Below are 25,906 nucleotides of genomic sequence, written 5' to 3' on the forward strand. Positions count from 1 at the left end.
GTCCTGTCATCTTCCTGCCACCGGGAAAGCGCCTTATCCGGGTCACAATCCCTCCGTGGCGACCGCCTCGATTCGGACGAGGTTTGACGGGAGATCGCGTGCAGAAGTTGCAATATTCCTCCGCCGAGTTGACCGAGGAATACGGAATCCGCATCGGCCGGTGGAGCCAGTACCCGGCCGACCGCGAGCTGCCGTTCGACGCGATGTGGTGCGTGATCCCGCCCGGCGGGTCGAGCGACCGCGACCAGCATCCGGAGGTCGAGCTGTCGGTGGTGGCGTCCGGCCACGCCGACTACGAGGCGCCGGAGAGCGGCGAGCGGACCGAGGCCGCGCAGGGCGCGGCGATCCTGCTGCCCAGCCAGGAGCCGCACGTCATCCACAACCGCTCGGACAGCGAGCCGCTGGTGCTGCTGAGCATCTACTGGCTGCCCGAGGAGGCACCCCGGGCCGACGCCGGAGGAGACGCGGAATGACCACCGTCATCACCACACCCCCGCCGACGCCGAACGGGCCGCTGCACGTCGGGCACCTGAGCGGCCCGTACGTCGCGGGCGACATCGCGGCGCGGGCGCTGCGCGCCGCCGGCGCGGACGTGCTGACCATGACCGGCCTGGACAGCAACCAGAACTACGTCCTGGCGAAGGCCGAGGCGCTGGGCCGTCCGGTGGACGAGGTCATGCGCGACTATTCGGACCAGATCCGGACGGCGTTCGTGAAGGCCCGAATCGAGTACGACGTCCTCCTGGACCCCGCCGAGGACGCCGACTACCGCGACGCGATGCGGCGGCTGGTCGGCGAGCTGTGCAGTGAGGCCGAGGAGACCGTCCTGCTGCGCTGCCCGTCCTGCAAGCGGACGATGCACCACGCCTACGTCGCCGGCCTCTGCGGGACGTGCGGGGCGGGCGCGGCGGGCGGCGCGTGCGAGGCGTGCATGGCCTACAACACCGGCGCGACGCTCCGCGAAGCCCGCTCGACCTGCTGCGACGCCGTCCCCGAGGAGTTCACCGCGCGTGTACCGGTGCTGCGCCTGGAGGACTACCGCGACCAGCTCACCCGCGTGTGGGCCGAGGCCGAGCTGCACCCGCGCGTCGTCGATCTGGTCCGGCGCTACCTCGCCGACGGGCTGCCCGAAATCCCGGTCGGCTACCCGACCGACTGGGGCATCCAGCTGGACGGTCCGGACGCGCTGCGCCTGGACGTCTGGGTCGAGATGGCCTTCGGCTACCTGTACGTGATCGCCCGCGCTCTCGCCCCGTCCGTGCGCTCGCTCGCCGACTGCGTCGCCGCCTGGAACCAGGTGGACGAGCTGTGGCACTTCCTCGGCGTCGACAACGCGTTCTACTACACGGTGCTGATCCCGGCCGTGTTCGCGGCGGCGGGCGTCCGTCCGGGCGTGCTGCGCGGCCTGGTGGTGAACGAGTTCTACACGCTGGACGGCCTGAAGTTCTCCACCAGCCGGAACCACGCCGTCTGGGCGCTGGACATCCTGGACGAGGAGGACCCGGCCGACGTCCGGCTCTTCCTCGCCCAGGACCGTCCGGACCGGTACGAGAGCGACTTCACGCGCGACGCGTTCAAGACGGGGCGTCCGTCCGCCGAGGCCGATCTCGACCGCGCCCGGCACGCGCTCACCCCGTCCGGCTTCGACCCGCCCCTCGCCACGCGCCTCCTCCTCCCGCTGCGCGACGACCCGCGTGCCCAAGCCCTCCTCGCCGCCATCACCGCCGCGCCCGCCGCGGACGCGTCCGGTGCGGGCGAGGCCGGTGCCGGTGCGGGAGCCGCTGGGGACGGGGCATGAGGATCTGCGTGGTCGGGGCCGGGCTGGCCGGGTCGCTGCTGGCCTGGCGGTTGCGGCTCGGCGACCGGACGGCCGAGGTGGAGCTCGCGGGCCCGCCCGAGCCGGACGACGCGACCGCCGCGTCCGGCGGGATCGTGCGCGGCTTCGAGCCGGAGGCCGCGCTGCGCCGCCAGGCCACGGCGTCGCTCGCCGAGCTGTACGGGAGCCGGCTGCTGCGCGGCTGGGCGGAGTACCGGGAGACCGGCTCGGTGTACATCCAGTCCGGGCCGCCGCCGATGCCGTCCGACCTGGCGGAGATCTGCGCGGCGCTGCCCGGTTCGGCCGTGCTGGCGGACGCGCCGGGCTTTCCGGACCGTCCGCCCGCGGTGGTCGAGCGGCGCGCCGGGCACATCGCGCCGGGCGCGCTGCGCCGCGAGATCGTCGCGGACCTCCTGCGGATCGGCGGGCGCCGCACGACCGCGCCGGTCACCGGCCTCACCGAGGAGCCGGACGGCTCGCCCACCCTGCACTTCGGCCGGACGAGCACCACGTTCGACCTGGTCGTCCTCGCCGCCGGACCGTGGACGCCCGGCCTGCTCACCCGCCTCGGCCTGGCCCGCGACGGGCTGCGCACCAAGCGCATCCAGTACGCGGTGCACGAGGCGGACAACCCGCCCGCCGCGGCGTTCGTGGACGAGACGACCAGCCTCTACGGGCGCCGGTTCGGCGACGGCGTGCTGCTCGGCGTGCCGAGCGACCGCTACGACGTCGACCCCGACGACCGGCGGCCCGAACCGGCGCTCGCGCACGCCGCGTCCGCGCTCGCCCGCGTGACCTTCCCGGCGCTGCGGCTCGGACCGGCCGTCCGGACCGTCGTCGCCGCCGACTGCTACCACCCCGACCCCGGCCTGCGGCTGCGTCCGGTGTCCGGCGCGTCCGCCCGGCTGGCCACCTTCACCGGCGGCAGCGGCGGCTCGGCCAAGACCGCGCTCGCCGCGTCCCGCGACGCCGCCGAAGAGCTGCTGCGGATCCGCACCCCCGCATGACCCTCCTGGAGGCACTGCCCATGTCCGAAGTCGAAGTCCCCCACCACCACACCGTCGGCGTCGGCGCCGGCCCGGCGAACCTGAGCCTGGCCGCGCTGTTCGAGGCCGTCGCGCCGCACCGGCTCGTCCTGCTGGAGCGGCGTCCGGTCTCGACCTGGCACCCGCAGCTGCTGCTGTCGGGCGTCCGGATGCAGACGTCGTGGCTGAAGGACCTGGTCTCGCTGGTCGACCCGACGCACCGGCTGTCGTTCGTCAACTACCTGGTCTCCACCGGACGGATCTACGCGCTGATCAACGCCCAGTTCAACGTCATCCCGCGGCGCGAGTACCAGCGCTACCTGGCGTGGGCGAGCGAGCAGATCGACGGCATCCGGTACGGCGTGTCGGTGGACGAGATCTCCTACACCGAAGGAGTCGGCTTCGCCTACACCAGCGACGGGCGGACGATCGCGCGCTCGGACCACCTCGTCCTCGGGTTGGGGAGCGTCCCGTACGTCCCGCCGGGGCTGTCCGGAATCGTGGGGGACGACGCGTTCGTGCCCGAGGAGCTGACCGCGCGCCTGCCCGGGATGGACCGCGAGGCCCCGGTCGCGGTCGTCGGCGGCGGCCAGACCGGCGCCGAATGCGTCATGGAGCTGCTCGGCCACGGCTTCACCGACATCACCTGGCTCGGCCGCCGCCCCTGGTTCCAGCCGATGGACGACTCGCCGCCCGCCAACGACTTCTACCGCCCCGCGTACGTGGAGTTCCTGCAGCAGGTCACGCGGGAGACGCGGCGGCGGCTGATCGAGGGCCAGACGCTCACCGGCGACGCGATCACGCCCGGCATCCTCCAGTCGATCTACCAGGCGAACTACGACGGGATGCTGCGCCTCGACCGCTACCCGCTGACCATGCGGCCCGGACGGGACGTCACCTCGGCGACCCGCGACGGCGACGGCTTCGTGCTGGACGCGACGTCCGCGACCGGCCACGAGAAGGTCGCCGCCCGGCACGTCGTGCTCGCGACCGGGCGGACCTTCACCCCGCCGCCGCTCGCACCGTCGCTGACCGAGCTGATCGACCACGACGACGCGGGCGAGATGATCGTCGACTCGGACTACTCGCTGCGCTGGAAGGGTGCCGACCGCAACAAGATCTTCGTGCAGAACCGGGCCCGGTTCACGCACGGCGTCGCGGACGCCAACCTCACCCTGCTGCCGGTCCGGGCCGCGACGATCATCAACTCGCTGTTCGAGCGTGAGGTCTACACCGTCCGGGACGCCGCGCCGAGCGTGGTGTGGGGGTGAGCCGCGTGCCGATCGACTACGAGGGCCGGGTGTTCCGCTCGTCCGCCGCCGAGACCGCGTCCGCCGGGGACGTCCCGGTCGGCCGGTACCACCAGGACGGCGACACCGTCTGGGCCGACTTCGACGGCGGCCGCGTCGTCCGCGGCTACCTCGTCGGCCGCCGCACCGCCGACGACAGCCTGGACCTCGCGTACTGCCAGGTCCTCGCGGACGCCACGGTCGTCAGCGGACGGGTACGCTCCACGCCCGAGCTCCTGCCGGACGGCCGCGTCCGCCTGCGCGAGGAGTGGGAACGCTACGGGCCCCACGCCTCCCGCGGCGTCTCGGTCATCGAGGAGATCTCCACCTGACCACCGGTCAGGCCCGCAGGACGCGCACGCGCCAGCGCCCCCAGTCCATCTGGGGCCGCTGGTCGCGTGCGTGCTCCAGCGCCCCGTCCACGGCCTTGCCCAGCTCGGCGGTGGTGACGCGGCGTCCGGCCAGGTCGCCGACCGCGCCGAGCAGCGCCGGGAGCAGGACGGTCCGGTGCTCCAGCGGCGCGGCGCCGCGCGGGGCGAGCAGCACCGCCGGGCCGTCCAGGCTGCTGGCCAGGGCGCGGGCGTGCGCGTCGTCGTCGCCGTCCCGGCAGGCCAGGACGACCAGGAACGCGCGCGGCCCGCGCCCGCCCGCGTCCCGCAGCGCGGCGAGGTCGAGGCCGCCGACCAGCGGCGCGAGGCCCTCGCCGGCCACCGAGCAGTGATCGTCCAGGACGGCCACGTGCGCCGCGAGCAGCCCCGCCAGCCTGCGCCGCGGATCGTCGTCCACGTGCAGCCGGACGTCCAGCGCGGGCGCCCCGGAGGCCGCGTGCACCCGCTCCAGCCGCCGCGTGATCCCCGTCGACCGCCGCCGCGTCACCAGCGCCACCCGCACCACCGCCGGAACGGCGACCGTCCCCGGGCCACCCGTCGCGCCATACGCAACGACTTCCTCCGGACGGGAAGTCGCGGCGCGCAGAACAACCTCGTCCGGGCGGGGAGCGGCCATCGCTGCGCGCGGGACGGCTCCGTCAGGACGGGACGGCGCGGTGGCGAGGTGGCCGAGTTCGCGGACGGCCTCGTCGGTGTAGGCGATGATCCGGCGCCCGTCCAGCTCGATGACCAGCTTGATCCCGGACGTGTCGGGCGGCGGCGCGGACAGCGCCTCGACCACGGCCGTCACCGCGACCAGGACCACCGTGCAGGCCACGACCAGGATCCACGCGATCGCGCTGCCGCCGCGATCGGTCGCCAGGTTCACCGAGATCCCCGCGGCCGTGGACGCCAGCGCGACCGACGACGCGCTGAGCACGGCCCGCGCCCGCCGGTTCACGCGTCGTCCCCGGGCTCGGCGCCCCGCGCGATGGCCCGCGCCTGCGACAGCCCGTCCGCGGCTCTGACCAGGACCGCGTCCGGTTCGACTGTGTCCGCGCCCGCCTTGAGTACGGACGCGAACGCCTGCTCGGCCTGGCCCGCCGCTCCCCGCTCGATGGCGACGAAGCCGAGGCTCGTGCGGGCGTTGAGCGTTGCCGGATGATGCTCGCCGAGCGCTTTGGCGCGCCGCTGGACGACGTCCTGCAGCAGCTCGGCAGCCCCGTCGAGATCGCCCTTGCGCTGCTTGACCGCCGCCAGGCTCGCCTGGATGGTCAGCGCCTCGGGATGGCCGCGTCCCAGCGCCCGCCGCGCGATGCGCAAGGCCCTGGCCAGCAGCTCCGCTGCCTCGTCCGGGACGCCCTGCTCGAAGCGGATCGCGCCGAGGTTCGCCAGCGCCCGCCCGGCCGCGGGATGGCCGCGCCGCAGCGCCCCCTCGGCCGTCGCGACCGCCTGCCGCGCCTCCGCCTCCGCCTCGGCGAGAAGCCCTTGGTCCCGGAGCGCGACCGCGTGGTTCGACCGCCGGTCGACGCGTTCGGCGACGGAAGGTGCCCGCTCCGCGAGCAAGCCGGCCAGCTCGTCCGCTCCGGTATGCGTCAGCTCGTGGTCGAGGACCGCGAGGTCGGCGCGGATCCGGTCGCCGGTGTCCTGGCGCAGCGCCCGTTGGAGGACGGCGCGTGCCTCGTCGAGGCGGCCGATCCCGCGCAGCGCCACCGCGTAGTCCGCGTACAGATCGGCGGAGCGATGCGCCGAGCGCCGCACCGCCTCGCGCAGCTGCACTTCTGCTTCGGCGTACCTGCCCCGCGCCAGCGAACGGCGTCCGCGAACGACGAGCGCCTCGTCCGAACGCCTCCGCGCGTCCAGGCTCGTGAACGTCCACCGGACGGCCGTGACGACAACCGCCGCGGCCATCAGCGCGGCAAAGACGGCGAGCACCACAAGGTCCTGCCCGAGCAGCACCCCGAGCAGCACCCCGACCGCGCTCCCCAGCGCCACCAGCAGGACGACCGAAACGGGCGCCGTCCGGCGCCGAAGCTCCACGTCCGCCGACAGGCGCGCCACGCGGGGCGCGGAGGGCGCAGCACGCCCGGCAACCGCAGGTGAGGGAGCCCCCTGCTCGGGCACGGCCCAAGGCGCGGCCGCCCCCATGGATGGCGCGCCATACCCAGGCGGCGCGGTGCGTATCTCGGGTGGAGAGGTGAAGGGGGGCGCTGCGGGCTGCTGCTGCGGCCCAGGGGCCGGAGGCTCGGTTTCGGGCGGGGTGGACGACCGCAGGATCCGTGCCGATTCCGCCGAGCCCAGGCGTTCGTTCCGGTCCGGGTTGAGCAGGTTCCGGACGACGTAGCGCAGCACCGGGGGCGCGTGCTGGAACTCGCCGATCTGGCCTCGGACGATCGCGACGATGGTCGACGCGACGGAGGAGCGCTCGAAGGGAAGCTCGCCCTCGACGGCCCGGAAGAGCAGCACACCAAGAGCCCAGAGGTCCGCCGCGGCGCCGCCCACCTCGCCCGAGACGACCTCGGGAGCGAGGTACGCCGCGTTGCCGATCAGGCCGGGGCGCATCTGCGCCGCTCTGAGCAGGGGCGGCGCAGTGATCCCGATCCCGAATCCGGTCACCCTGACGTGCCCGGAGTGGTCGATCAGGACCTTGCTCGGACGCAGGTCACCATGCACGAGGCCGCGCGCGTGCGCCAGGTCCAGCGCTTGGAGGACACCCAGCGCGATCTCGGAGACCCGCGCCGGTTCCAGCCGTCCGTCCTCGGCGAGGATCTCGGCCAGGGAGCGGCTGCCCGCGACGTACTCGGAGACGAAGTAGACGGCGTCGCCGTCGGCCAGCACGTCCAGCAGCTCGACAACGCCCGGGCCGACGAGCGACGGCCTCGGGCGCGGACGGAACGCCGCGGCGGCCGACTCGTCCGGGAACCGCACCTGCTTGACGGCGACGACGCGGTCGGTCAGGACGTCGCGCGCGCGCCAGACCGTCCCCATGCCGCCCGCGCCGATCACGCTTTCGAGGCGGTACCGGTCACCGATCAGGGAGCCCTCGGTCATGGGTAGATCGTCCTCCGCCGAGCCGTATCCGGGCTAGGTCTGTAGGACGCCGGAGGCGGGTTCCCGGTTCGACCTGGTGTGGCCTGACCGGTACACCGCGTTCACGCGGGGGTGGACGGACCGGCGAAGGTGCCGGACAGTGAGGTTAAAGGGGTCGCAAAGCGTCGAGCGGGGGCGAGACGTGATGATGAAGACCGTCCTCACGGCAGGTGCGAGCCTGGCGTGCGCGGCCGCGCCGCTGAGCGGATGCGCGCACGGCTCCGCATCCACCAAGCCGGTCGGGATCGTCACCGTGGACTCCCACCGCCGCTGCAAGCCCGGCTCACCGATCGGGCAGTGGCAGGGGCGGCCGGAGATCCAGGGCAGTGCCCATAACGCCACACTCTGGGCGCTGACCGACCAGGTGCCGCTGAAGCCGGGCCGGGACGTCCGGCTCCTGGTGCGGATGACCGGGCAGGGGGCGCTGCGCGTGCAGACGCGCGGACCGGGGAGGTCCGAGCTCCCGCCGGCGTCCGGACCGTCCCAGGGGAACATCCCGTATGACCGTCCCGGCGACGGCTGGACGATGACCTACCGCTTCCCCAGCGCGGGCTGCTGGCACATCAAGTTCCACCGCAGCCTGTCGTGGGGAAGCCTGTGGCTGAGCGTCCGGTAGGCCGTCCGGCCCTGGTCCGGGCCGGACGGATATCGCGCCTGGTCAGGGGCGCAGGGCGGTCACGTACGTGGTCAGGGCGGACATGGCGTGGCGTTGGGCTTGGGGACCCCAGGAGATGCGGGCGACTCCTAGTTCGGCCAGGCGGGAGACTTCCATGCCGGGCAGGCAGAGGACGTTGATCGGGCCCGGCAGTTCCTTCGCGAGGGTCGCGATGGCGGTCTCGTCGGTGAGCAGGATCGGGTAGATCGAGTCGGCTCCGGCGTCCAGGTAGCGGCGGCCGCGGTCGAGTGCGGTGTCGATGTCGGCGGCGGTCACCTCGGACTTGCCGATGAAGACGTCCACGCGCGCGTTGATCACCAGGTCGGTGCCGTTCGCGCGGGCCGCCTCGCGGACGGACGCGAGGTACTCGGCCTGGGCCGCGGCGTCGCGCAGGCCGCCGGCGGCGAGGTCGGAGTCCTCCAGGTTGCAGCCGACCGCGCCGATGCCGGCCAGGGTGGCGACCAGCTCCTCGGCGGGCAGGCCGTAGCCGGCCTCGGCGTCCACGGTGACGGGCAGGTCGCCGGCGGCGCGGACGACGCGTCCGGCGGCGGCGAACATCTCGTCCGCGGGGGCGTTCTGGTGGTCCTCGTAGCCGAGCATCGCGGCGATGGCGGCGCTGGCGGTCGCGAGCGCCGGGTAGCCGGCGTCCGCGACGACCCGGGCGCTCGCCGCGTCCCACACGTTGGGCAGGATCAGCGGGTCGCCCGGGCGGTGCAGCTCGCGCAGCCGTGCGGCCCGGTCGTTGTGCGCGGTCATCCTCGCTCCTCAAGATCGGTCTTCGGCGTCCACAGTAATGACGGACGGGCCGCCCGGTTCGTGACACCGGACGGCCCGTCGGGCGGTTTCGAGGTCAGCCGTGGGCGCTGACCTTGTAGATCTTCACCGGGTGTTTGGGGAGGCCGTCCTGCGGGCCGTTCTGCGGGATGATGCCGCCCGCGGCGATCTCGTCCAGCACGTTCATGCCGCGGGTGACCTTGCCGAGGACCGTGTACGCGGGCGGGATGTTCGCGTGGGTGTGGACGATGAAGAACTGGCTGCCGTTGGTGTCCGGGCCCCAGTTGCCCATCGCGACCGTGCCGCGCGGGTAGGTCTCCTTGCCGGTCAGCTCGTCCTTGAACTTGTAGCCGGGCCCGCCCTTCTCGGCGGCGTAGATGTCGCCGCACTGCAGGACGCCGAGCCGCGCGGAGTTCGTCAGCCGCCAGCACTGGGTGTGGTTATAGAACTTCTGCCTGGTCAGGCTGACGAAGTTTTCCACCGCGCAGGGCGCGTTCCGGCGGTCCATGCGGATCCGGACCTCGCCGTGGTTGGTAAAGATTCGGACGTCGACGGTGCCGTGCGCCCGGGCCTTGGACTTCGGCGGGTGGACGGGCTTGGCGGCCGGGTTGTCCGGGGTCGGGGTGAAGACGCAGTGCGCCGAACGCCCGTGGGACGCGGGGGAAGCGGCGTCCGCCGCGGTCGGGACGAGGGCCGCTCCGGCTCCGGCGACGGCGGTGGCGAGGGTCAGGACGGGGAGGATGCGGCGGGTTCTCATCCCGCCAAACTAGAGATCATCTCGCCCGGGCCGCTTCGGCAAAACCGCACGAAAGGATCGGTCTGTCGGTCCCGTGAGTCACCATGGACGCATGTGCCGAAGCATCAAGACGCTGCGCCCGCCGTACGCCGAGGACGTCACCGAGGACGACGTGCACGCGGCCGCGCTCCAGTACGTCCGCAAGATCTCGGGCTTCCGCGCCCCGGCCGCGCACAACGCCGAGGCGTTCGAGCGCGCCGTCGAGGAGATCACCCGCGCCAGCGCCGCCCTGCTCGACGCGCTGGAGGTCCGCGGCGCCAAGTCCTGACCCCGGACGGCCCGGAGGCTGTCTGATCGGGCCGCCCCGCACGGCGGCCCGACCAGCGGCGCGGGGCGTCAGGCGACGACGACCCGCGGTCTGCGCGGGACGTCCGCGTGCCTCACGGCGGCGGTCAGGCGTGACCGCTCCAGGCGCGAGGCGGACGGCCCGGTGGGGTGCGGGCCGCTACTCGGCGGCGACGAGCTCGGCGATCTGGACGGCGTTGAGCGCGGCGCCCTTGCGGAGGTTGTCGCCGGAGGCGAACAGCGCCAGGCCGTGCTCGACGGTCTCGTCGCGGCGGATGCGGCCGACGTAGGTCGGGTCCTGCCCGGCGGCCTGGAGCGAGGTCGGCACGTCGGTGAGCACGACGCCCGGCGCGTCCGCGAGCAGCTCAGCGGCGCGCTCGGGGCTGATCGGACGGTCGAACCGCGCGTTGATCTGCAGCGAGTGGCCGGTGAAGACCGGCACCCGGACGCAGGTCCCGGAGACCTTCAGGCCCGGGATACCGAGGATCTTGCGGCTCTCGTTGCGGAGCTTCTGCTCCTCGTCGGTCTCGGCCAGGCCGTCGTCCACGATCGAGCCCGCCATCGGCAGCACGTTGAACGCGATCGGCCGGACGTACACGTTCGGCTCGGGGAACTCGACGGCCGAGCCGCCGTGGGTGAGGGCGTCCGCGCCCGCGACGACCTTCAGCGCCTGCTGGTGCAGCTCCTCCACGCCGGCCAGCCCGCTGCCGGACACCGCCTGGTAGGTGGCGACGACCAGCGCGGTCAGCCCGGCCTCCTCGTGCAGCGGGCGCAGCACGGGCATCGCGGCCATGGTGGTGCAGTTGGGGTTGGCGATGATCCCCTTGGGCCGGACGCGGGCGGCCTCGGGGTTGACCTCGGAGACCACCAGCGGGACGTCCGGGTCCATCCGCCAGCCGGACGAGTTGTCGATCACGACGGCGCCGGCCTCGGCGACCTTCGGCGCGAGCGCGAGCGAGGTGGTCTTGCCGGCGGAGAAGATCGCGATGTCCAGGCCGCGGTAGTCGGCGGTCGCGGCGTCCTCGACGGTGACCTCGGTGTCGCCCCACGGGAGCGTCCGGCCGGCCGAGCGGGCCGAGGCGAACAGCCGCAGCTCGTCCACCGGGAAGTTCCGCTCGGCGAGGATCTTCCGCATGACCCCGCCGACCTGTCCGGTGGCGCCGACGATCCCGATTCTCATGCCGCTCCCTACGCTGATGCCGTGACCTGGGATAACAGAGTCTGCCCAGCCCGCATTCGGGCCGTCCAGTCAGTTTCCCTTCAGAACGACCTTAAGCACTCCTACACGGTGATCGTGCTCACTCGGCGCGCCGGCCGCCTGCCGAACCCGCCACTTTCCGCTCCCCCGCGGCCCGATGCGGGGCTCAGCGGAAGGCGTCCAGGCCCGTGATCGCCTTCCCGAGCGTGAGCAGGTGCACTTCCTGGGTCCCCTCGTAGGTCAGGACGCTCTCCAGGTTGTTCATGTGCCTGATCACCGGGTATTCGAGCGTGATCCCGTTCGCGCCGAGGACGGTCCGGGCCTCGCGGGCGACGTCGATCGCGGCGCGGACGTTCGCGAGCTTGCCGAACGAGACCTGCTGCGGCGTGACCCTGCCCTCGTCCTTGGCGCGGCCGATGTGCAGGGCGACCAGCCCGGCCTGCCCCAGCGCGACCTCCATCCAGGCGAGCTTCTCCTGGGTGAGCTGGAACGCCCCGATCGGCTTGCCGAACTGCTCGCGCGTCCGCGCGTAGTCGACGGCGGCCTCGTAGCAGGCGCGTCCGGCGCCGATCGCGCCCCACAGGATGCCGTAGCGCGCCTCGGACAGGCAGCTCAGCGGCCCCTTCAGCCCGGTCACGCCCGGCAGAACGGCGTCGCCCGGCAGCCGCACCCCGTCCAGCACCAGCTCGGACGTGACCGACGCGCGCAGCGACAGCTTCTTGTGGATGTCGGACGCGCTGAACCCCGGCGTCCCGGCCGGGACGACGAACCCGCGGATGCCCTCGCCCTCGACCTTCGCCCACACCACCGCGACGTCCGCGATCGAGCCGTTGGTGATCCACATCTTCGCGCCGTCCAGCACCCAGTCGGCGCCGTCGCGGCGGGCGCGGGTGCGCATGTCGCCGGGGTCGGAGCCGCGGTCGGGCTCGGTCAGGCCGAAGCAGCCGATCGCCTCGCCCGCCGCCATCCGCGGCAGCCACGCGTTCTTCTGCTCCTCCGAGCCGAACTTGTGGATCGCGGCCATCGCCAGCGAGCCCTGCACGGACACGAAGCTGCGCAGCCCCGAGTCGGCCGCCTCCAGCTCCCGGCACGCCACCCCGTAGGCGACGGCGCTCGCCCCGGCGCAGCCGTAGCCGGTGAGGTGCATCCCGAGCAGGCCGAGTTTGCCCAGCTCGGGAGCCAGTTCGCGGGCCGGGAACGTGCCGTCCTCGAACCACTGCGCCAGATGCGGAGTGATCTTCTCGGCGACGAACGCCCGGACGGTGTCCCGCACCATCCGCTCCTCGTCGCTGAGGCCGTCGTCCACGCGCAGCACGTCCATGAGGGCATCCCATCCGTCGGGGGCAGGGCGACGCGGGACAGGGTACGACGCGTCCCGTCCCCCGAACGCGACCAGGGCCGACCCAAGCGTTCCCGCCCAGGTCGGCCCTGCCGCTCACCCCATCGGATGCCGGTCGGCCGATCCGCCGCACCTAGGCGGTCACTTCGGGCCGGACGGTCCGCCGCGCTGGGCCTGGGGGGACGAGACCGTGGAGCGGACGCAGCGGGTCACGCCGTCCGGGCGCTCCCCGTACGGGTCCTCGGCGTAGTCGTCGGCGGTGTAGAACCGGTACCAGGTCAGGCACGACCGCACGAAGTAGGTGTGCGGGAAGGCCACCTGCGTCAGGTTCACCGGGACGGTGAGGGTATCCGCCTGCTGCTCCCCGAACTCGAACCCGCGATAGCCCCTGCCCAGAACCTTTCCGGACAGGTCGGTGACGGTGATCCGGGCCTCCCGGAGCTGGCGGGGCTGCCGGATCGACCGGTCGGTGACCTCGACCGTGTCCGGGCTCCCGTTGCCGGGGATCACCCTGGAGCGGGTGCGCAGCGACCGGATGCCGGGCAGGCTCTGCGTCTCCCCGCCCGCGGGGTAGTAGTCGAGAAGCCGCTGGTCGGCGCCCTGGTCGTCGATCCGCAGCCGGTCCCCGTTGATGTCGCCGTGGTCGACGTTGACGAGGTCTCCCGCCGCTAGCGTTCCGGGAGCGTACTGCGGCCAGCCCGTGTCGCCGTCGCTGTAGTACTGGTACTTCTCCTCCTTGGGCGGCCAGACCAGGGCCAGCCTGACCCGCCGCGCCGGGTCGGCGATCGGCCCGTCCACGCTCGGCGGCGTCCCGATCGTGACGGACGCCTCGACCGCGCCGGGCCCGCGCGCCTGCACCGAGACGGACGAGGGCGCGTTGTCCGGACGGTCCTGGAAGTTCACGAACCGGCGGAACTGGTCGGCGTGCGCGGCGTCCGGTCCGCCCGCGTCGCAGTCGTGCGTGACGACGTACGACAGCGGCTTCGGCATCTCCTTGACCTCGCGCATGTAGGTGAAGAAGCACGCGTCCGGCATCTCGCCGAGCAGCAGGGAGCAGTCCTTGTCGAAGCGGTAGGCCCGCACCCGGTCCTTGGTACGCGAATCGACCTTGTCGACCGTGCATTCGGGCTTCACCCACGGGCCTCCGGGAGCGAACGCAGGCGCGCACGCGTAGCCGGCGCCGATGCAGGAGTTCGCCTGGATGACCGCGTTGTGCGGGGTCGTGCTGTGGATCACGTCGTACTGCAGCAGCTCGCGCGGGCCGTCCGCGCCGGGCCCGAGGATCGACCCCAGCCTCGGGACCACCACGATCGGCTCGGACGTCCCGCTGTCGTTGCCGCTCCCCGGGCAGTGGCCGCCGAACTTGACCGGGGCCTTGTTGTAGTACGGGCAGTCGGTCTGGATCCCGCCGCCGGTGATCGTGTAGCCCGGACGCGCGAACGCCCGCTCGTCCTGCCCGCGGCCCATGAAGCCCTGCCGCCACGCATGGTGCGCGGGGTCGAGCATGACGTCGGCCAGGGCGTCCGGCACGCGGTAGTCGCTGGACCCCGCGAACACCGCCTCGCCCGCGAAGTTCGGCGAGGTCGTCCGGTACGGGGCCAGGTCGCCCACCCACGCCTGCGCCATCGCCGAGAGCGGGTCGTAGTCGAACAGGTTGTGCCGGCCCGGCGTGTCGATGCGCCGCCGGAACGGCGAGACGCGCAGCTCGGTGAGGGACTCGGCGGTGTTCTTCGCCATCAGGAAGTCCAGCGCGGCCCGCACCCGCGACTTGAGCGTCCTGTCGCGCGCGAAGTCGTACAGGTTGAGCAGCGAGACCATCTGGTACCGGCTGTACGGACGGGCGTTGTACTCGTTGAAGTCGCTGAACTTCGCGGGGAAGAAGGTCTGCTGGTTCGACAGCACCAGGTCGAGGTGGCTGCCGAGGTGCGCGTCCAGGCCGTTCGACCGGTTGTTGTAGTCGAAGTTGTCGTCGTCGTACTCGGCGACCCACTTGTTGCCGCTCGCCCGGACCTCGCCCTGCGTGATGGGCGGTAGGTGGTCGTTGTGCAGGAACCGGGTGCTGTCGATGAGCATCTCGTGGTTCTCGGTCTCCGGGACGTCCACCCCGGCGATCCCGCAGTAGCTGTGGTCGATGTCCTTGAAGCCGCCCTGGAGCCACAGCTTGCGGGAGACGGTCGCGTCGTAGTCGGCCGGGAAGCGGTCGCGGGCGCGCAGGTACACCCGCATCAGCACCGCCATGCCGAGGTCGGCGTCACCGGGGTCGGGCCGGTTGCACATGCCGAACGGGCTGCCCGGCATGCCGCTGAAGTACGGCAGGTCGTCGAACGCCTTCTTGAGCGCCCGCCAGCCGGGGGCCGCCGCGCCCGAGTGCTGGCCGAAGGGCAGGTTCCACTTGGGGTCCAACTCCTGCATGCAGCCGCGCGGGTCCGGCGGAGAGGAGATGAGCGGTTTGTCCTCGCCGGGACGCAGCGCCGCGTGCAGCGCCTCGGTGCCGCGCGGGGTCTCCAGCATCCGCAGCAGCTCGACCTTCGCGAGCTGCTGGGTGCCGAAGTCCTCGGTGAACCCGGGAGGCGACTGCCGGCCGCAGGCCCAGGCCAGCAGCGACGGGACGCGAAGCTTCTCCCGGTTCCGCCGCATCTCGATGATGTTCTTCGGCGGCGGCGTCCAGGCGTAGTCGACGTACCGGACGTCCTGCCCAGCGCCCGCGGCGCGGGCCTGGACCGCGCCGGGGGCGGGCGCGGCCAGCGCGGCGAGCGTCGCGGCACTGGCCAGCACCGCCAGTGGGATCGTGAATCGTTGCACCGAGTAACGTTAACGACACGTTCAGTATTCGCACCAGCACCCAGGTGCGTGGCGACCGGGACCGGCCAGGACAGGGTCGAACGACCCGTATCTCGGGGGTGCTTTCAGGGTCGCTTCAGGGCGAATCCCGATGTGCTCCGGTCCGTCCCGGAGGGATGATCGGTACATGGACACGCAGAACAGCAGCAAGCAGCTCCGCCGGACCCGCGACGGCAAGATGATCGCCGGCGTCTGCTCCGGCATCGCCCGCTACCTCGGCGTCGACGCGAACCTGGTCCGGCTGGGCCTCGGCGTCTTCACCCTGTTCGGCGGCGCGGGCATCGGCCTCTACATCGTCGCCTGGCTCGTCATGCCCGAGGACGGCGCCGAGTCGTCGGTCGCCGAGGACCTCTTCCAGAAGGCCAAGGACAACCCGAGCGTCCAGGACGCCACCCAGAAGGCCACGCAGAAGGCCAAGGACGTCTTCGCCGCCAAGCCCCACTCCTCCTGACCCGGCCCGGCCGCTTGGCCGGCCGTGCCAAGCGGAACAGGCGCCTCACGAAGCGGACGCGGACGGCCAGATCCCACCGGACCGTCCAGGCCCCGCCCGCTTCTCCCCCTCCGCCGCCCGCGCCCCAGCATCAAACGGCCGCCCGCCCGCGTCGAACGACCGCGCACCGGCATCGGACGACCGCGCACTGCTGCCGGACGGCCGCGCAGCGATCTCGGAGGGCCGCGCGCCGGTGTCGGACGGCCGCGCGGCGATGTCAGACGGCCGCGCGCCGGTGTCGGACGGACGCGCGCTAGCGCCCGACGGCCGCGTCCCCGTGTCCAACGGGCGCGCACTGCTGTCGGACGGACGCACGCCCGCGTCGAACGGAGGTGCGCCGGTATCGGACGGACGCATGTCCATGTCGAGCGGACGCGCGGCGGTGTCGGACGGGCGCGGCCCGGTGTCGAGCGGACGTGCGCCCTTGTCGAGGGGGTGTGCGCCGGTGTCGAGCGGGTGTGGGGGGTTCTCGAAAGAGTGCGGTGCGTTATCCACAGGGCTGTGGACAGTGTTCGGGAGCGGGGATGACGAGGTACGGGCCGTGGCGGTTCCCGCGGGGGCGGGACCGGTGCGCGGGCCCGTGCCGTCCGGCGGACGGTCCTCCTGCTCGTTCGCCCGCGCTTCGGGGGTCTCGCGGACTTCGCGGGAGTCGGCGCGCTCGCGGGACGCGGTGATCAGCGTGCCGCGGATCTGGTTCCAGGTGAGGGTGAGCATCGCGGCGACCGACAGGCCGAGCACTCCGGCGAGCGCGACGACGGTCTCCGGGCCGAGGTACTGTGCGGCCGCGCCGCCCGCCAGGATGCCGAGGCCCTGGCCTGCGAGGATGCCGGACTGGGCGAGTCCGAACGCCTGCGCCCGGCCGTCCGGCGGGACGGCCGCGACGAACGCCGCGTTCGCCGCGAGCTGGTACGCGCTGCCCACCCCGGACAGCGCGTAGATCGCCACCACGCCCCACAGCGGCGGATGCGCGCCCGCGACGATCAGCGGCGCGCAGGCGAGCATGGCCATCCAGCCCATCGACCGCAGCCGGTTCGTCGGCCGGACGAACCGGCTGAACACGAACATCCCGACCACCATGCCGGTCGGCATCGCCGACATCAGCACCCCGACCGTCACCGCGCCCCGGCCGAACGTGGCCGCGTACGGCGCGGCGAGGCCCTCTGGCAGCACGTAGAACGCGCACAGCCACGCGAACGAGACCAGCGCGCGCAGCACCGGGTCGCCGAACACCAGGCGAGCGCCGTCCCGCGTGCCGCGCCACAGGTTGGTGGACTTGCGCTCGCGTCCGCGCGGCGCCGGCCTGGCGCGCAGCCCGGCCAGCAGGATCAGCCCGGACGCCCCGAACGTCACCGCGTCGATGCCGAGCGCCTGGTACGTCCCGACCATGGCGACGATCGCGCCGCCCGCGACGAACCCGAGCATCTGCGTCGCCTGGTGGGTGATGTTGTTGATGGCCGATCCGGCGACGTACTTGTCACCGTCCAGGACGTCCGGGAGCAGGGCCGCGCGGGCGGCGGTGAACGGCGCGCCGAGCAGGACGGTGAAGAACACCAGCACGCACAGCATCCAGAACGGCATCGCGCGCAGCGCCATCAGCGCGACCAGGACGGCCCGCGCGACGTCGCACATCACCATGACCGTCCGGCGCGGGAACAGGTCGGCCAGCCCGGACAGGACGGGTCCGCCGACGATCGGCGGCAGGTAGGTCAGCGCGTAGGTGAGGGCGGTGAACAGCGCCGACCCGGTGCGCTGGTAGACCAGCACCGCGAGCGCGACCTGGGCGAGCTGGTCGCCGATGAAGGACAGCGCCTGGGCGAGCCACAGCGCGCGGAACTCGCCCACCGCGAACACCTCGCGATAGGTGGCCTGCGCCTCCGGCGGCCGCCGGTGCCGACCGCTCTGCCGTCCAGCCACGCGCTCTCCACTCCGCTCTCCCTCCCTCCATTAACTCACGCTGCGTGGCAGTTATGTGACCTACCGTGCCTGATTCGTGCAACCCATTGCCGCCGGAACGCTTGACCGGCCTGTGATCTGCGGTTTTCCGCCGCCGGGGTCAGTACCCGAGCTCGTGCAGCCGCGCGTCGTCGATGCCGAAGTGGTGCGCGATCTCGTGCACGACCGTGATCCTGACCTCCTCGACGACGTCCTCGGGCGTCTCGCAGATTCGCAGGATCTGGTCGCGGTAGATGGAGATGTGATCGGGCAGGACTCCGGCGTACCAGTCACCGCGCTCGGTGAGGGGTACGCCCTGATAGAGGCCGAGCAGGCCGGGTTCGGGCGCGACGTCCTCGACCACGATGACGACGTTGCGCATGTGCGCGGTCAGCTCGGCCGGGATGGAGTCGAGGGCCTGCGACACCAGGTCCTCGAACGCGTCCCGCGACATATCGATCACACGACCCATTCTGCGTCACGGAGGGATCTCCTTGCCGAGCAGCGAGAAGCCCGCATCCCCGGCCTCCCGCATCCGCCGGTCCACCGAAGCCGTCCTACGCCCGGTCAGCGCCCGCCTGCGCCCGGTCAGCGCCCGGCTGCGTCCTCTGGGCGCCCGGTTGAGGACGCCGCGGATGCGCCGCACCGGCCGCGTCCTGCTCGTGATCGCCGTGGGCCTGCTCGGCGGCCTCGCCGGCCTCCTGCTGGGCGGACGCGTCGACACCCCCGTCGGCCCGACGAACGTGGCGCTCACCCTCCGCTGGTCCTGGCACGGCGGGACGACCATCGCGATCCCGCCGCTCGGCGCCCTCCACCTGGACACCCACTGGGGGCCGATCGCGCTGCGCGCCCAGGTGACCGAGCTGCGCCTGGCCGCCGCGCGCGAGTTCATCGAGAGCTCCAACATCTCCGACCAGGCGCTCACCGACAAGATCGCCGGTCAGCTCTGGCACGGCATCTGGATCATGCTACTCCGGGCCGTCCTCTGCGCCCTGGCCAGTGCCTTCATCGCGGGCCTGCTCATCTTCCGCTCGTGGAAGCGCGCCCTGTCCGGCTCCGGCGTCGCGCTCGCCGGCATGGTCGCCGTCTCCCTGACCGCCTGGCTGTCCTTCAGCCCCAGCTCCCTGGCCGAACCCCGCTACACCGGCCTGCTCGCCAACGCCCCCCGCGTCGTCGGCGACGCCCGCAACCTGGTCGAGCGCTTCACCTCCTACCGCGCGCAGCTCGCCCGCCTCGTCGGCAACATGTCCCGCCTGTACGCCGCGACGTCCACCCTCCCGACCTACGAGCCCGACCCGTCCACCCTGCGGATCGTGCACGTCAGCGACATCCACCTGAACCCCGCCGCGTGGGACGTGATCCGCTCGGTCGCCGACCAGTTCCAGGCCGACCTGATCGTCGACACCGGCGACCTGATGGACCACGGCACCCGCGCCGAGGACAAGTTCGCCGACGACATCCGCAACTTCCGCGTCCCCTACGTCTACGTCCGCGGCAACCACGACTCGCGCGGCACCCAGAAGGCCGTCGCCCGCCAGAAGAACGGCGTCGTCCTCGACAACGCCACCCGCGAGATCGAGAACCTCCGTATCTACGGCGTCGGCGACCCCCGCTACACCCCCGACAAATCCACCCGAGGCGACTCCGTCGGCGACACCCAGATGCACGCCGAGGGCCTCCGCCTGGCCGAGAAGCTCCGCGCCTCCGGCTCGCTCCCCGACATCGTCCTCACCCACGACCCCGCCGAAGGCTCCGCCTTCTCCGGCCTCACCCCGCTCGTCCTCTCAGGCCACCTCCACAAGCGCGAGACCTCGCTCCTCCCCACCGGCACCCGCCTGTTCGTCCAGGGCTCCACCGGCGGCGCCGGCCTCCGCGGCCTCGAACACGAGGAACCCACCCCGATCGAGCTCTCCGTCCTCTACTTCAGCCGCGCCACCCACCGCCTCCAGGGCTGGGACGACCTGCGCCTCGGCGGCCTCGGCCTCACGTCCGCCCAGATCGAGCGCCACCTCGAACCCAACCCCGACCGCCCCGTCACACCCCCGGCCCCCTCCCCCGCCCCCACCCCGTCCTCCCCCTTCCCGTCCCTCCCCCCGTCCCAGTGGCCCACCACCCCGCCGTCCCAGTGGCCCACGACACCCCCGTCCCGCCCATAACCGTTTGTGCGTCCGCCCACGTTGTCCCCTATGCTGGGCACCACGGTGGAACCACACACCCACCCATAGGCCCCCTTCGTCTAGCGGCCTAGGACGCCGCCCTTTCAAGGCGGTAGCGCCGGTTCGAATCCGGTAGGGGGTACGCATTTTCGGGTAACAAACAACTGTTTGGTTCTCGGATTCATCTCGTCTCCTTCCTCTGCCGGACCTGGATCAGGTCCGGCTCCGTCGTCTCGGGCCAGCTCATCGGCCGTCTGTGCGCGCAACGTCACCTGAACGATCGCCCGCGAACCCTCAGCGTCGTAACGCACCCGAAGGCGGAACACTCCGAACAGCTTCTGCTGAAGCCGCACCGGCAGCCGGCTCACTTCGATCTCCGCCTGTGGCAACAGCTCCAGCAGCCGCGGATCGTTCCCCGCCATGGCCAGGTCGATCGCAGTGATCTCGGACTGAAGTCCGTCGATGTCCTCGCCCAGTTGGGCGAACCGCCTCCGGATCGACTCGCGGAACTCCCTATCGTCACCGTCGGCCAGTTCCAACTGCGAGATCAGATTCGCTCTACGCCGCCGCAGGTCAGCGATCTCGGCCTCGAGCCGCCCGCGCTTGCGGCTTGTCCAGTCGTCCTGCGGGTGCTCCCCGAGTTGCGCCGCGAGCAGTTCCCTCCGGTGCGGGCCGAAGATCCAGCGGCTGAAGAACTCCTCCACCGCCGCCAACAGGTACTCCTCCCGCACCCAGTAAGTGGACGGATGATCGGGATACCACTCCCGCCGGTCACGGTGATGGCGCTTGTCGATCTCGCAGACGTGGTATTTGTGCCCGTGCCGACGGCGTCCCCGCATCCGGCGGTCGCAGCGATGGCACTCGACGAACGAGCGCAGCGCATAACTCGACACTGTGTTGGACTGCGGTGGCAGGCTCGGCGAGACGCGAGCCCGGACCGCCCTCGAGTCGACCCCGTGGACGGCCTTGAACACCTCCATGGCCACCAGCGGCTCGTGAACCGGGCGCGGCGACCATGTCCATTCCGAAGGCGGATTCAGCCGGCCACCCTGCTTGGTGGCCCTCCGGTTCCAGACCATGTAGCCGGTGTACTTGGGATTGTGCAGGATCTCCCGGACCGCCGACCTGGTCCATCGGCCGACCCGCCGCTCCGGCCTGGTCGGCACCGGCGGCGGAAACCTGTCCGGATCCTGGTCCAGTCTGTCGGCGATCTCGCGATACCCGATCCGTTCCGTCGCCCTCCACATGAAGATCATGGTCACGACCGGGCCCCGCACGGGATTCGGGATCAGACGGCTCTTCGTCTTCCCCTGCGCGCGCCGCGCCGGAACCGGATGCGGAACGCGCTCCGCATCGTATCCGTAGGGCGCTGGGCCGATGTTCCAGCCCTGACGGATATGTTCGCGCGTGCCTTCCCAGGAGTTCTCCAGAAGCTGGAGGACATACCACTCGGCCACGGCCTGCTTGACGCGCCGCGTCAGGATCGGCGTCGCCCGCTTGGGCGCGGCCCCGCCGGTCGTGGGTGAGGTCGGCATCGGCTCGTCGGCTGCCAGCAGGATGACCCCGGCCTGTTCGAGCTGATATTCGATCTTGGTCCCGAGATAGGTGCGGCGAGCCACCCGCTCGATCGACTCGCAGATCACCGCGACGAACCGGCGGTCAGGACGCGTCGCCTCGTCCAGCAGATCCTGAATTCCGCCGTCACGCGGGACCGCGATGTCGAACTGCTCGTGAGCACGGCCTTGGCCGCGCGCCTCGAGCTCCTTCCTCCCGGACTCGACATCGTAGAAGTGGGCCACGATCACATACCCCTGCGGCAGAGACCTTCGGGAAGTCGCCAATTGCCGGGGCAAGGACAGTGTGGGGTCCTGCTGGTCCTCAGTCGATGTCCGCCCCAGCCAGGCCACGGGCACGACCGACATTGCTTGCGGAGCCGTAGGCGCGTTCTCCTCGGGCAGCATCCACGGCCAGGGAAACTCCCCGTCGCTCACTCCCGCGCCGCCGCGTGCCGGCACAGCCATTCGAGGACCTCCCTGATCACACCGAGTTGCGCCCGTTCAAGTTCCTCACCCTCAGCCCCGTCAACGCGCACGAACCGAGGCTCGACGGTGAGGGGGCCCGCGGGGCGGGGACGCCTGGGCGGCTGCCCCTCCGCAGTTGCCGCATCGTCTCTGGACCTGCGACGGTACGGGGCTGAACGATGTTCGGCAGGTCCCTGGGAGGGGGTTTGTGGCCTGGTGGCAGGTTCGCGGCAGGATTCCTGTGCCGGTTCAGCCATCCCGGCCGTCCCGGGGCAGGTCGCGGCCGTTCACGGCATTCAGGCGGCAGGCGATCAGCGCGCAGCGGCAGGCACTGAGTTCGCTGCCGACGAACCGGAGTCCGAGTCGCCGTGCGGCGATACCGACGTTGCCGGTGGCGGCGAACGGATCCAGGACCTTGCCGCCGGGGCGGCAAGCAGCTTGGACGCAGCGGAAAGCGAGACTGGTCGAGATGCCGGGCGGGCGCCTGTTTCCGGAAGACGGAAGAGGAGCCGTGCAGGCGTTTCCACCGATCGTGCCGTTCCCTTTCGCATGTTGCCGACAGCACGTAGGCGACATCTCGAGCTCTGGCCGCGGGTCGTGGCAGCGTGGTGGGCGTGAACCGGCAGGCGGGCGCCAGATTCCGCAAAGCTTCCCCGGGCGCCGGACATGGCATGGAGAGGAGCACGGGCATCGCGGGCTCTGGGGCCAATCGGATGGCGCGAACCAATGGTCGCGCTGCTTGGCCAGCAGGAACAGTGTCCGGTGACGCTCGGGAAATCGGCCGACGGTGTTCGGCGGGGCCAGGGCGGGAGAAATGACGGCCGCGTCGCGGACGATCCAGCCGTCCTCTCGCAGAGCCGTGACGGCTCGCCAAGGCAGACAGAGCAAACCGCCGGGCATCTGGTCGGCGCCGTCGCCGGTCGCGGCATCACAAGCCGTACGGTGGTCGTCAAGGCTGATCCAGCAGGTGCCGTCGGCTGCCAGGATGCGGTAGATCTCGGCGAACACCTGCCGCAGCGTGTGGAGGTAGGCGGCCGGGGTTTCCGCGTCGCCGAAGTGCCCTTCCAGGTGCTTGCCGCCGGAACGGTAGGCGGGGACGGCGGTGACGACGCAGTCGGCGCTGCCGTCCGGAAGGCGCGGCAGGATCTGCCGTACGTCTCCGTGGTGAAGGCGACTGGTCCGGTCGCTCCAATACGCGGGGCTCAATGCCTGCCCTCCGTGTTCAGGGCCGTGTCGAGCAGGAGGAAGGCAGCGGCAGCCTGTTGGGGAACGACGCCGTTGCCCAGGATCCGCATTTGCGCGCCGCGGGGTAGCGGCAGGTCTGTGACGTGGCCGTCGGGCAGGCCCATCATCCATTCGACGAAGCGGGCGTTCAGGCGGGGGCGCCCGTTGCGTCCCGGCTCGGTGGGGCAGGGGGCCGGGCGTCCGAGGAGGTTCTCCCAGCTTCGGACGGCGGATTCGTAGTCGCACCAATCCGGAGCGCCGCCGCGGGCGGCATCAAGCCCCCTTTGGAGCGGAGGCTGTTCGGGCTTCAGTGCGTCCCGTCGGCCGCCCTGGGCGTCGGCAGCAACCGGACGGCGATGCTGAGCGGCATTGCCCGGTTCGGCCGCTGCCTGCGAGCGCGGGCCAGCCAGGATTCCAGGCGCTCGGTGTCGTTGGCGTTGCACGCCGCCGGGGTCGGCAACAGCCGGAAGCTGGCCACGCCGGCCAGGTGGAACTGCTGTCCGCAAGCCCTGCGCAGGGCCGGGTTCTGGAGTCCGTGGGCCTGGGCTATCGGGGTGGGCGGCGAGGATGAAGATCCGGTCGCGTTGATGGGGTGCCCCGACGTCGGACGCTCGTAGGCACATCCATGCCGTGTCGTACCCGAGCGCGGCCAGGTCCCCGAGAACCGTGTCGAGGCCCCGTGACCGCAGCGCCGCGACGTTCTCCAGGAAGACGTACCGGGGTCGTAGCAGGCGAACGGCGTCGGCGATGATGATCCAGAGCCCACTTCTGGTGTCCTTCCTGATCCCGGCTCCGCGTCCGGCGAAGCTGATGTCCTGGCAGGGGAACCCGGCGGTGACCAGGTCGACTGAAGGCACCGTGGCCCAGTCGACGTCGATGAGGTCACCGAGGTTGGGGACGTCCGGCCATCGCGTGGCCAGTAGCGTGCCCACATGGCGATCGTTGTCGGCGCACCAGACCAGTTCGGCGCCCGCCACGACAGCATGGACGGCCAGGTCGAGACCGCCGTAACCGGTGCACAGCGACCCCACGCGCAGGTAGCCGGTCTGGCTCATGCCGGCCTCCGGTCCCGGTTGCCGGTATCGGCGTCGGGGAGGTCGCGAAGGACGGCGGCGTGCCAGGCGAGGGCATAGGCGCGGCAGTTGGCTTCGCTGCTATGGGTGGGAGTGCAGCCGGGCAGGTAGCGGCCGCGCAGGCTCCAGGCCATCGAGTCGGCCGAGTCGAGCAGGTGGGCGACGGCCGTCAGGGCGCGGGTCTTGACACCGAAGGCATGCAGGTGCAGGCCGCGGGCGCGCAGCGGGGCCAGCACGTTGTGGATCTCGGCGAGGCCGGTGCGGCGGCACAGGGTGCCGACGCCGACGATCGGCAGGGAAGCCAGGGCGATTCCCGCGTGCTCGAAGGCGTCGGCGGCGCGCTGGTAGTCCTCTGGGACGGCCCCCTGCAGTACGGGCATGAACGGCAGATCCGCGGCCAGATCGCGCAGTTGAAGGTAGTTGTCCAAGGTGCGGCGCTGGTGTGCGGCGACGGTCAGGCCGATGCGGGCCAGCACGCGCGGCTCACACATCCAGTCCTGCTGGGCTGCCCAGGCGAGATTTCCGATCTCGCTGGTGTAACGGGCGACTGCAGTGACGTAGCCGCGAGGGCGGGTCTGCCATGTGCCGAACAGGGACAGTTCGGTGTAGCCGCCCGAATCCAACGCCCAGGTGGCGGCGGCGCGCGGCAGGCGCTTGTACTGGCCGAGCCGACGATGCGAGGCCATCAGCGGGACGGTGGCGGTGGACAACCAGGAGGGTTGATGGGTACCGAGGTAGAACCGCACGCTCACCTCGCCTGGCCAGGCAGCCCGGGCCGGTCGAGGCGGCGGGAGCGCAGGTAGCCCTGGCAGTCACCCAGAGCCCAGCCGAGCTCCAGCAGTGGGAAGGTGTGCCGCAGGAAAGGGACTCGTGAGCCGACGGCCAGGTGGATGGTGTCCAGGCTGGCGGGCAGGGCGAGGTCGGCGACCACGTCCGCGGGGACATGCCGGGGTTCGGGGAAGCCCAGGATCTCGCGGATCCTGGCGTGCAGGGCCTTCTCGGCGGACCCGGTGGTCTCCACCCGCAGGATCGGGATACCCGCGCCGATGGCGTGCTGCTGGACCAGCGCCAAGTGCGCGAGCATCTGCGGGCGGGTGGCGGGCCGGTCCGGGTACAGGGCCAGGTCGAACTTGGGGATGTCGCCGTCGACTGCGAGCATCAACAGCGCTGAGGCCTGCGGGGTGGTGTCCAGGGCCAGGACCCGAAGGACCGGCTCGCGCAGCGGGGTGGAGCGGGCGTGGATCTTGGCCGGGGTCGGGTAGAAGACGAGCCCGTCGCCGTCCGCGGGCACGTTCCCCGGCCTCTGCTCGTCATCGCGGATGGTGAGCTCGGTGTCGCGCATGGTGCTCATGGCGTCACGGCACCAAGCTGTTCTGGCAGAACTCTGGCACCAGAGCACCACCGCTCATGCCATGCCGCTCATCCGCCTCTGGAGTGCGGAACTCCCAGCGCACGGCTCTGGCGGAACTCTGGCAGCCGTACCGGCCCGCGGATATGGGCGGCGGCGCCGGGGGCGCTGCCAGAGGTCCGCCAG

General features: G+C 71.9%; 24 protein-coding genes and 1 tRNA gene. 10 read left to right on the top strand and 15 right to left on the bottom strand.

The features are described 5' to 3' along the window. The first annotated feature begins 98 nt into the window (after positions 1-98). From FHU30_RS13820 to FHU30_RS13840, 5 genes are read left to right on the top strand one after another with little or no spacing between them, the layout of a single operon-like run. Complete coding sequence (locus FHU30_RS13820) at positions 99-473, top strand: cupin domain-containing protein (RefSeq protein WP_253875668.1); 375 nt, start codon at positions 99-101, stop codon at positions 471-473. After that, positions 470-1,798, top strand: coding sequence for a class I tRNA ligase family protein (locus FHU30_RS13825; RefSeq protein WP_253875669.1), 1,329 nt, complete (start codon positions 470-472; stop codon positions 1,796-1,798). Before FHU30_RS13820 ends, FHU30_RS13825 begins: the two co-directional genes overlap by 4 nt. Then, positions 1,795-2,823, top strand: coding sequence for an NAD(P)/FAD-dependent oxidoreductase (locus FHU30_RS13830; RefSeq protein WP_253875671.1), 1,029 nt, complete (start codon positions 1,795-1,797; stop codon positions 2,821-2,823). Before FHU30_RS13825 ends, FHU30_RS13830 begins: the two co-directional genes overlap by 4 nt. Before the next feature lie 20 nt (positions 2,824-2,843). Beyond that, the gene (locus tag FHU30_RS13835; protein WP_253875673.1) at positions 2,844-4,112 is read left to right on the top strand and encodes a lysine N(6)-hydroxylase/L-ornithine N(5)-oxygenase family protein; all 1,269 of its coding nucleotides are present in this window, start codon (positions 2,844-2,846) and stop codon (positions 4,110-4,112) included. Beyond that, positions 4,109-4,462, top strand: a complete 354-nt coding sequence (locus FHU30_RS13840) for an avidin-fold protein (protein WP_253875676.1) — start codon at positions 4,109-4,111, stop codon at positions 4,460-4,462. Before FHU30_RS13835 ends, FHU30_RS13840 begins: the two co-directional genes overlap by 4 nt. Before the next feature lie 7 nt (positions 4,463-4,469). On the opposite strand, the gene FHU30_RS13845 is transcribed toward FHU30_RS13840, so the two are convergent. Next, positions 4,470-5,459, bottom strand: coding sequence for a hypothetical protein (locus FHU30_RS13845; RefSeq protein ID WP_253875679.1), 990 nt, complete (start codon positions 5,457-5,459; stop codon positions 4,470-4,472). After that, positions 5,456-7,549, bottom strand: coding sequence for a serine/threonine-protein kinase (locus FHU30_RS13850; RefSeq protein ID WP_253875681.1), 2,094 nt, complete (start codon positions 7,547-7,549; stop codon positions 5,456-5,458). The genes FHU30_RS13845 and FHU30_RS13850 overlap by 4 nt, the downstream gene beginning before the upstream one ends. A 184-nt stretch (positions 7,550-7,733) precedes the next feature. Here FHU30_RS13850 and FHU30_RS13855 point away from each other — a divergent pair, with 184 nt between their 5' ends. Further along, on the top strand, positions 7,734-8,204 hold the full coding sequence (locus tag FHU30_RS13855; RefSeq protein WP_253875684.1) for a hypothetical protein: 471 nt from the start codon (positions 7,734-7,736) through the stop codon (positions 8,202-8,204). Positions 8,205-8,246: 42 nt separating this feature from the next. Here FHU30_RS13855 and FHU30_RS13860 read toward each other — a convergent pair whose 3' ends face one another. Further along, the gene (locus FHU30_RS13860) at positions 8,247-8,999 is read right to left on the bottom strand and encodes an isocitrate lyase/PEP mutase family protein (protein ID WP_253875687.1); all 753 of its coding nucleotides are present in this window, start codon (positions 8,997-8,999) and stop codon (positions 8,247-8,249) included. Positions 9,000-9,093: 94 nt separating this feature from the next. Continuing rightward, positions 9,094-9,774, bottom strand: coding sequence for a peptidylprolyl isomerase (locus tag FHU30_RS13865; protein WP_253875690.1), 681 nt, complete (start codon positions 9,772-9,774; stop codon positions 9,094-9,096). A 91-nt stretch (positions 9,775-9,865) separates the two neighbouring features. On the opposite strand from FHU30_RS13865, the gene FHU30_RS13870 reads away from it, so the two are divergent. Next, complete coding sequence (locus FHU30_RS13870; protein WP_253875693.1) at positions 9,866-10,081, top strand: DUF2277 domain-containing protein; 216 nt, start codon at positions 9,866-9,868, stop codon at positions 10,079-10,081. A 177-nt stretch (positions 10,082-10,258) separates the two neighbouring features. On the opposite strand, the gene FHU30_RS13875 is transcribed toward FHU30_RS13870, so the two are convergent. The 3 genes from FHU30_RS13875 to FHU30_RS13885 all read right to left on the bottom strand — a co-directional run bounded on the left by FHU30_RS13875 (position 10,259) and on the right by FHU30_RS13885 (position 15,437). Then, complete coding sequence (locus FHU30_RS13875; protein WP_253875696.1) at positions 10,259-11,278, bottom strand: aspartate-semialdehyde dehydrogenase; 1,020 nt, start codon at positions 11,276-11,278, stop codon at positions 10,259-10,261. A gap of 184 nt (positions 11,279-11,462) precedes the next feature. Then, entirely contained in the window at positions 11,463-12,617 is a 1,155-nt protein-coding gene (locus FHU30_RS13880) for an acyl-CoA dehydrogenase family protein (RefSeq protein ID WP_253875699.1), read from the bottom strand. A 159-nt stretch (positions 12,618-12,776) separates the two neighbouring features. Next, a complete protein-coding gene (locus FHU30_RS13885) occupies positions 12,777-15,437 on the bottom strand; it encodes a hypothetical protein (RefSeq protein ID WP_253875702.1) in 2,661 nt (886 codons plus the stop codon). Between the two features lie 166 nt (positions 15,438-15,603). Between FHU30_RS13885 and FHU30_RS13890 the strand changes: the two genes are divergently transcribed. After that, positions 15,604-15,927, top strand: coding sequence for a PspC domain-containing protein (locus tag FHU30_RS13890; RefSeq protein WP_253875705.1), 324 nt, complete (start codon positions 15,604-15,606; stop codon positions 15,925-15,927). Positions 15,928-15,972: 45 nt separating this feature from the next. Here the strand turns inward: FHU30_RS13890 and FHU30_RS13895 are convergent, their stop codons facing one another. From FHU30_RS13895 to FHU30_RS13905, 3 genes are all read right to left on the bottom strand, one after another. Beyond that, the gene (locus FHU30_RS13895) at positions 15,973-17,880 is read right to left on the bottom strand and encodes an MFS transporter (RefSeq protein ID WP_253875707.1); all 1,908 of its coding nucleotides are present in this window, start codon (positions 17,878-17,880) and stop codon (positions 15,973-15,975) included. Between the two features lie 139 nt (positions 17,881-18,019). Then, entirely contained in the window at positions 18,020-18,370 is a 351-nt protein-coding gene (locus FHU30_RS13900) for a metallopeptidase family protein (protein WP_301323125.1), read from the bottom strand. A gap of 6 nt (positions 18,371-18,376) precedes the next feature. Then, positions 18,377-18,544 (bottom strand): hypothetical protein, encoded by a 168-nt coding sequence (locus FHU30_RS13905; protein ID WP_253875712.1) that lies wholly within the window; start codon positions 18,542-18,544, stop codon positions 18,377-18,379. Between FHU30_RS13905 and FHU30_RS46055 the strand changes: the two genes are divergently transcribed. Further along, a complete protein-coding gene (locus FHU30_RS46055; RefSeq protein WP_301323126.1) occupies positions 18,534-20,054 on the top strand; it encodes a metallophosphoesterase family protein in 1,521 nt (506 codons plus the stop codon). The two genes, FHU30_RS13905 and FHU30_RS46055, sit on opposite strands and share 11 nt — an antisense overlap. Positions 20,055-20,123: 69 nt before the next feature. Then, positions 20,124-20,196, top strand: a tRNA-Glu gene (locus tag FHU30_RS13915). Here the strand turns inward: FHU30_RS13915 and FHU30_RS47645 are convergent. The 5 genes from FHU30_RS47645 to FHU30_RS13935 all read right to left on the bottom strand — a co-directional run bounded on the left by FHU30_RS47645 (position 20,159) and on the right by FHU30_RS13935 (position 25,723). Next, positions 20,159-22,075: a recombinase family protein gene (locus tag FHU30_RS47645; protein ID WP_372503900.1), complete on the bottom strand. Its 1,917-nt coding sequence runs from the start codon at positions 22,073-22,075 to the stop codon at positions 20,159-20,161. The genes FHU30_RS13915 and FHU30_RS47645 overlap by 38 nt on opposite strands. A gap of 249 nt (positions 22,076-22,324) precedes the next feature. Continuing rightward, complete coding sequence (locus FHU30_RS13920) at positions 22,325-23,281, bottom strand: DNA-methyltransferase (protein ID WP_253875715.1); 957 nt, start codon at positions 23,279-23,281, stop codon at positions 22,325-22,327. After that, a complete protein-coding gene (locus FHU30_RS13925; protein ID WP_253875718.1) occupies positions 23,278-24,354 on the bottom strand; it encodes a DNA (cytosine-5-)-methyltransferase in 1,077 nt (358 codons plus the stop codon). The genes FHU30_RS13920 and FHU30_RS13925 overlap by 4 nt, the downstream gene beginning before the upstream one ends. Then, the gene (locus FHU30_RS13930) at positions 24,351-25,124 is read right to left on the bottom strand and encodes a deazapurine DNA modification protein DpdA family protein (RefSeq protein WP_443612888.1); all 774 of its coding nucleotides are present in this window, start codon (positions 25,122-25,124) and stop codon (positions 24,351-24,353) included. Before FHU30_RS13930 ends, FHU30_RS13925 begins: the two co-directional genes overlap by 4 nt. Continuing rightward, positions 25,121-25,723: a hypothetical protein gene (locus tag FHU30_RS13935; RefSeq protein WP_253875724.1), complete on the bottom strand. Its 603-nt coding sequence runs from the start codon at positions 25,721-25,723 to the stop codon at positions 25,121-25,123. Before FHU30_RS13935 ends, FHU30_RS13930 begins: the two co-directional genes overlap by 4 nt. Positions 25,724-25,906: the final 183 nt, after the last annotated feature.

This window comes from Actinomadura rupiterrae, assembly GCF_024172125.1.
Classification (GTDB): Bacteria; Actinomycetota; Actinomycetes; order Streptosporangiales; family Streptosporangiaceae; genus Spirillospora; species Spirillospora rupiterrae.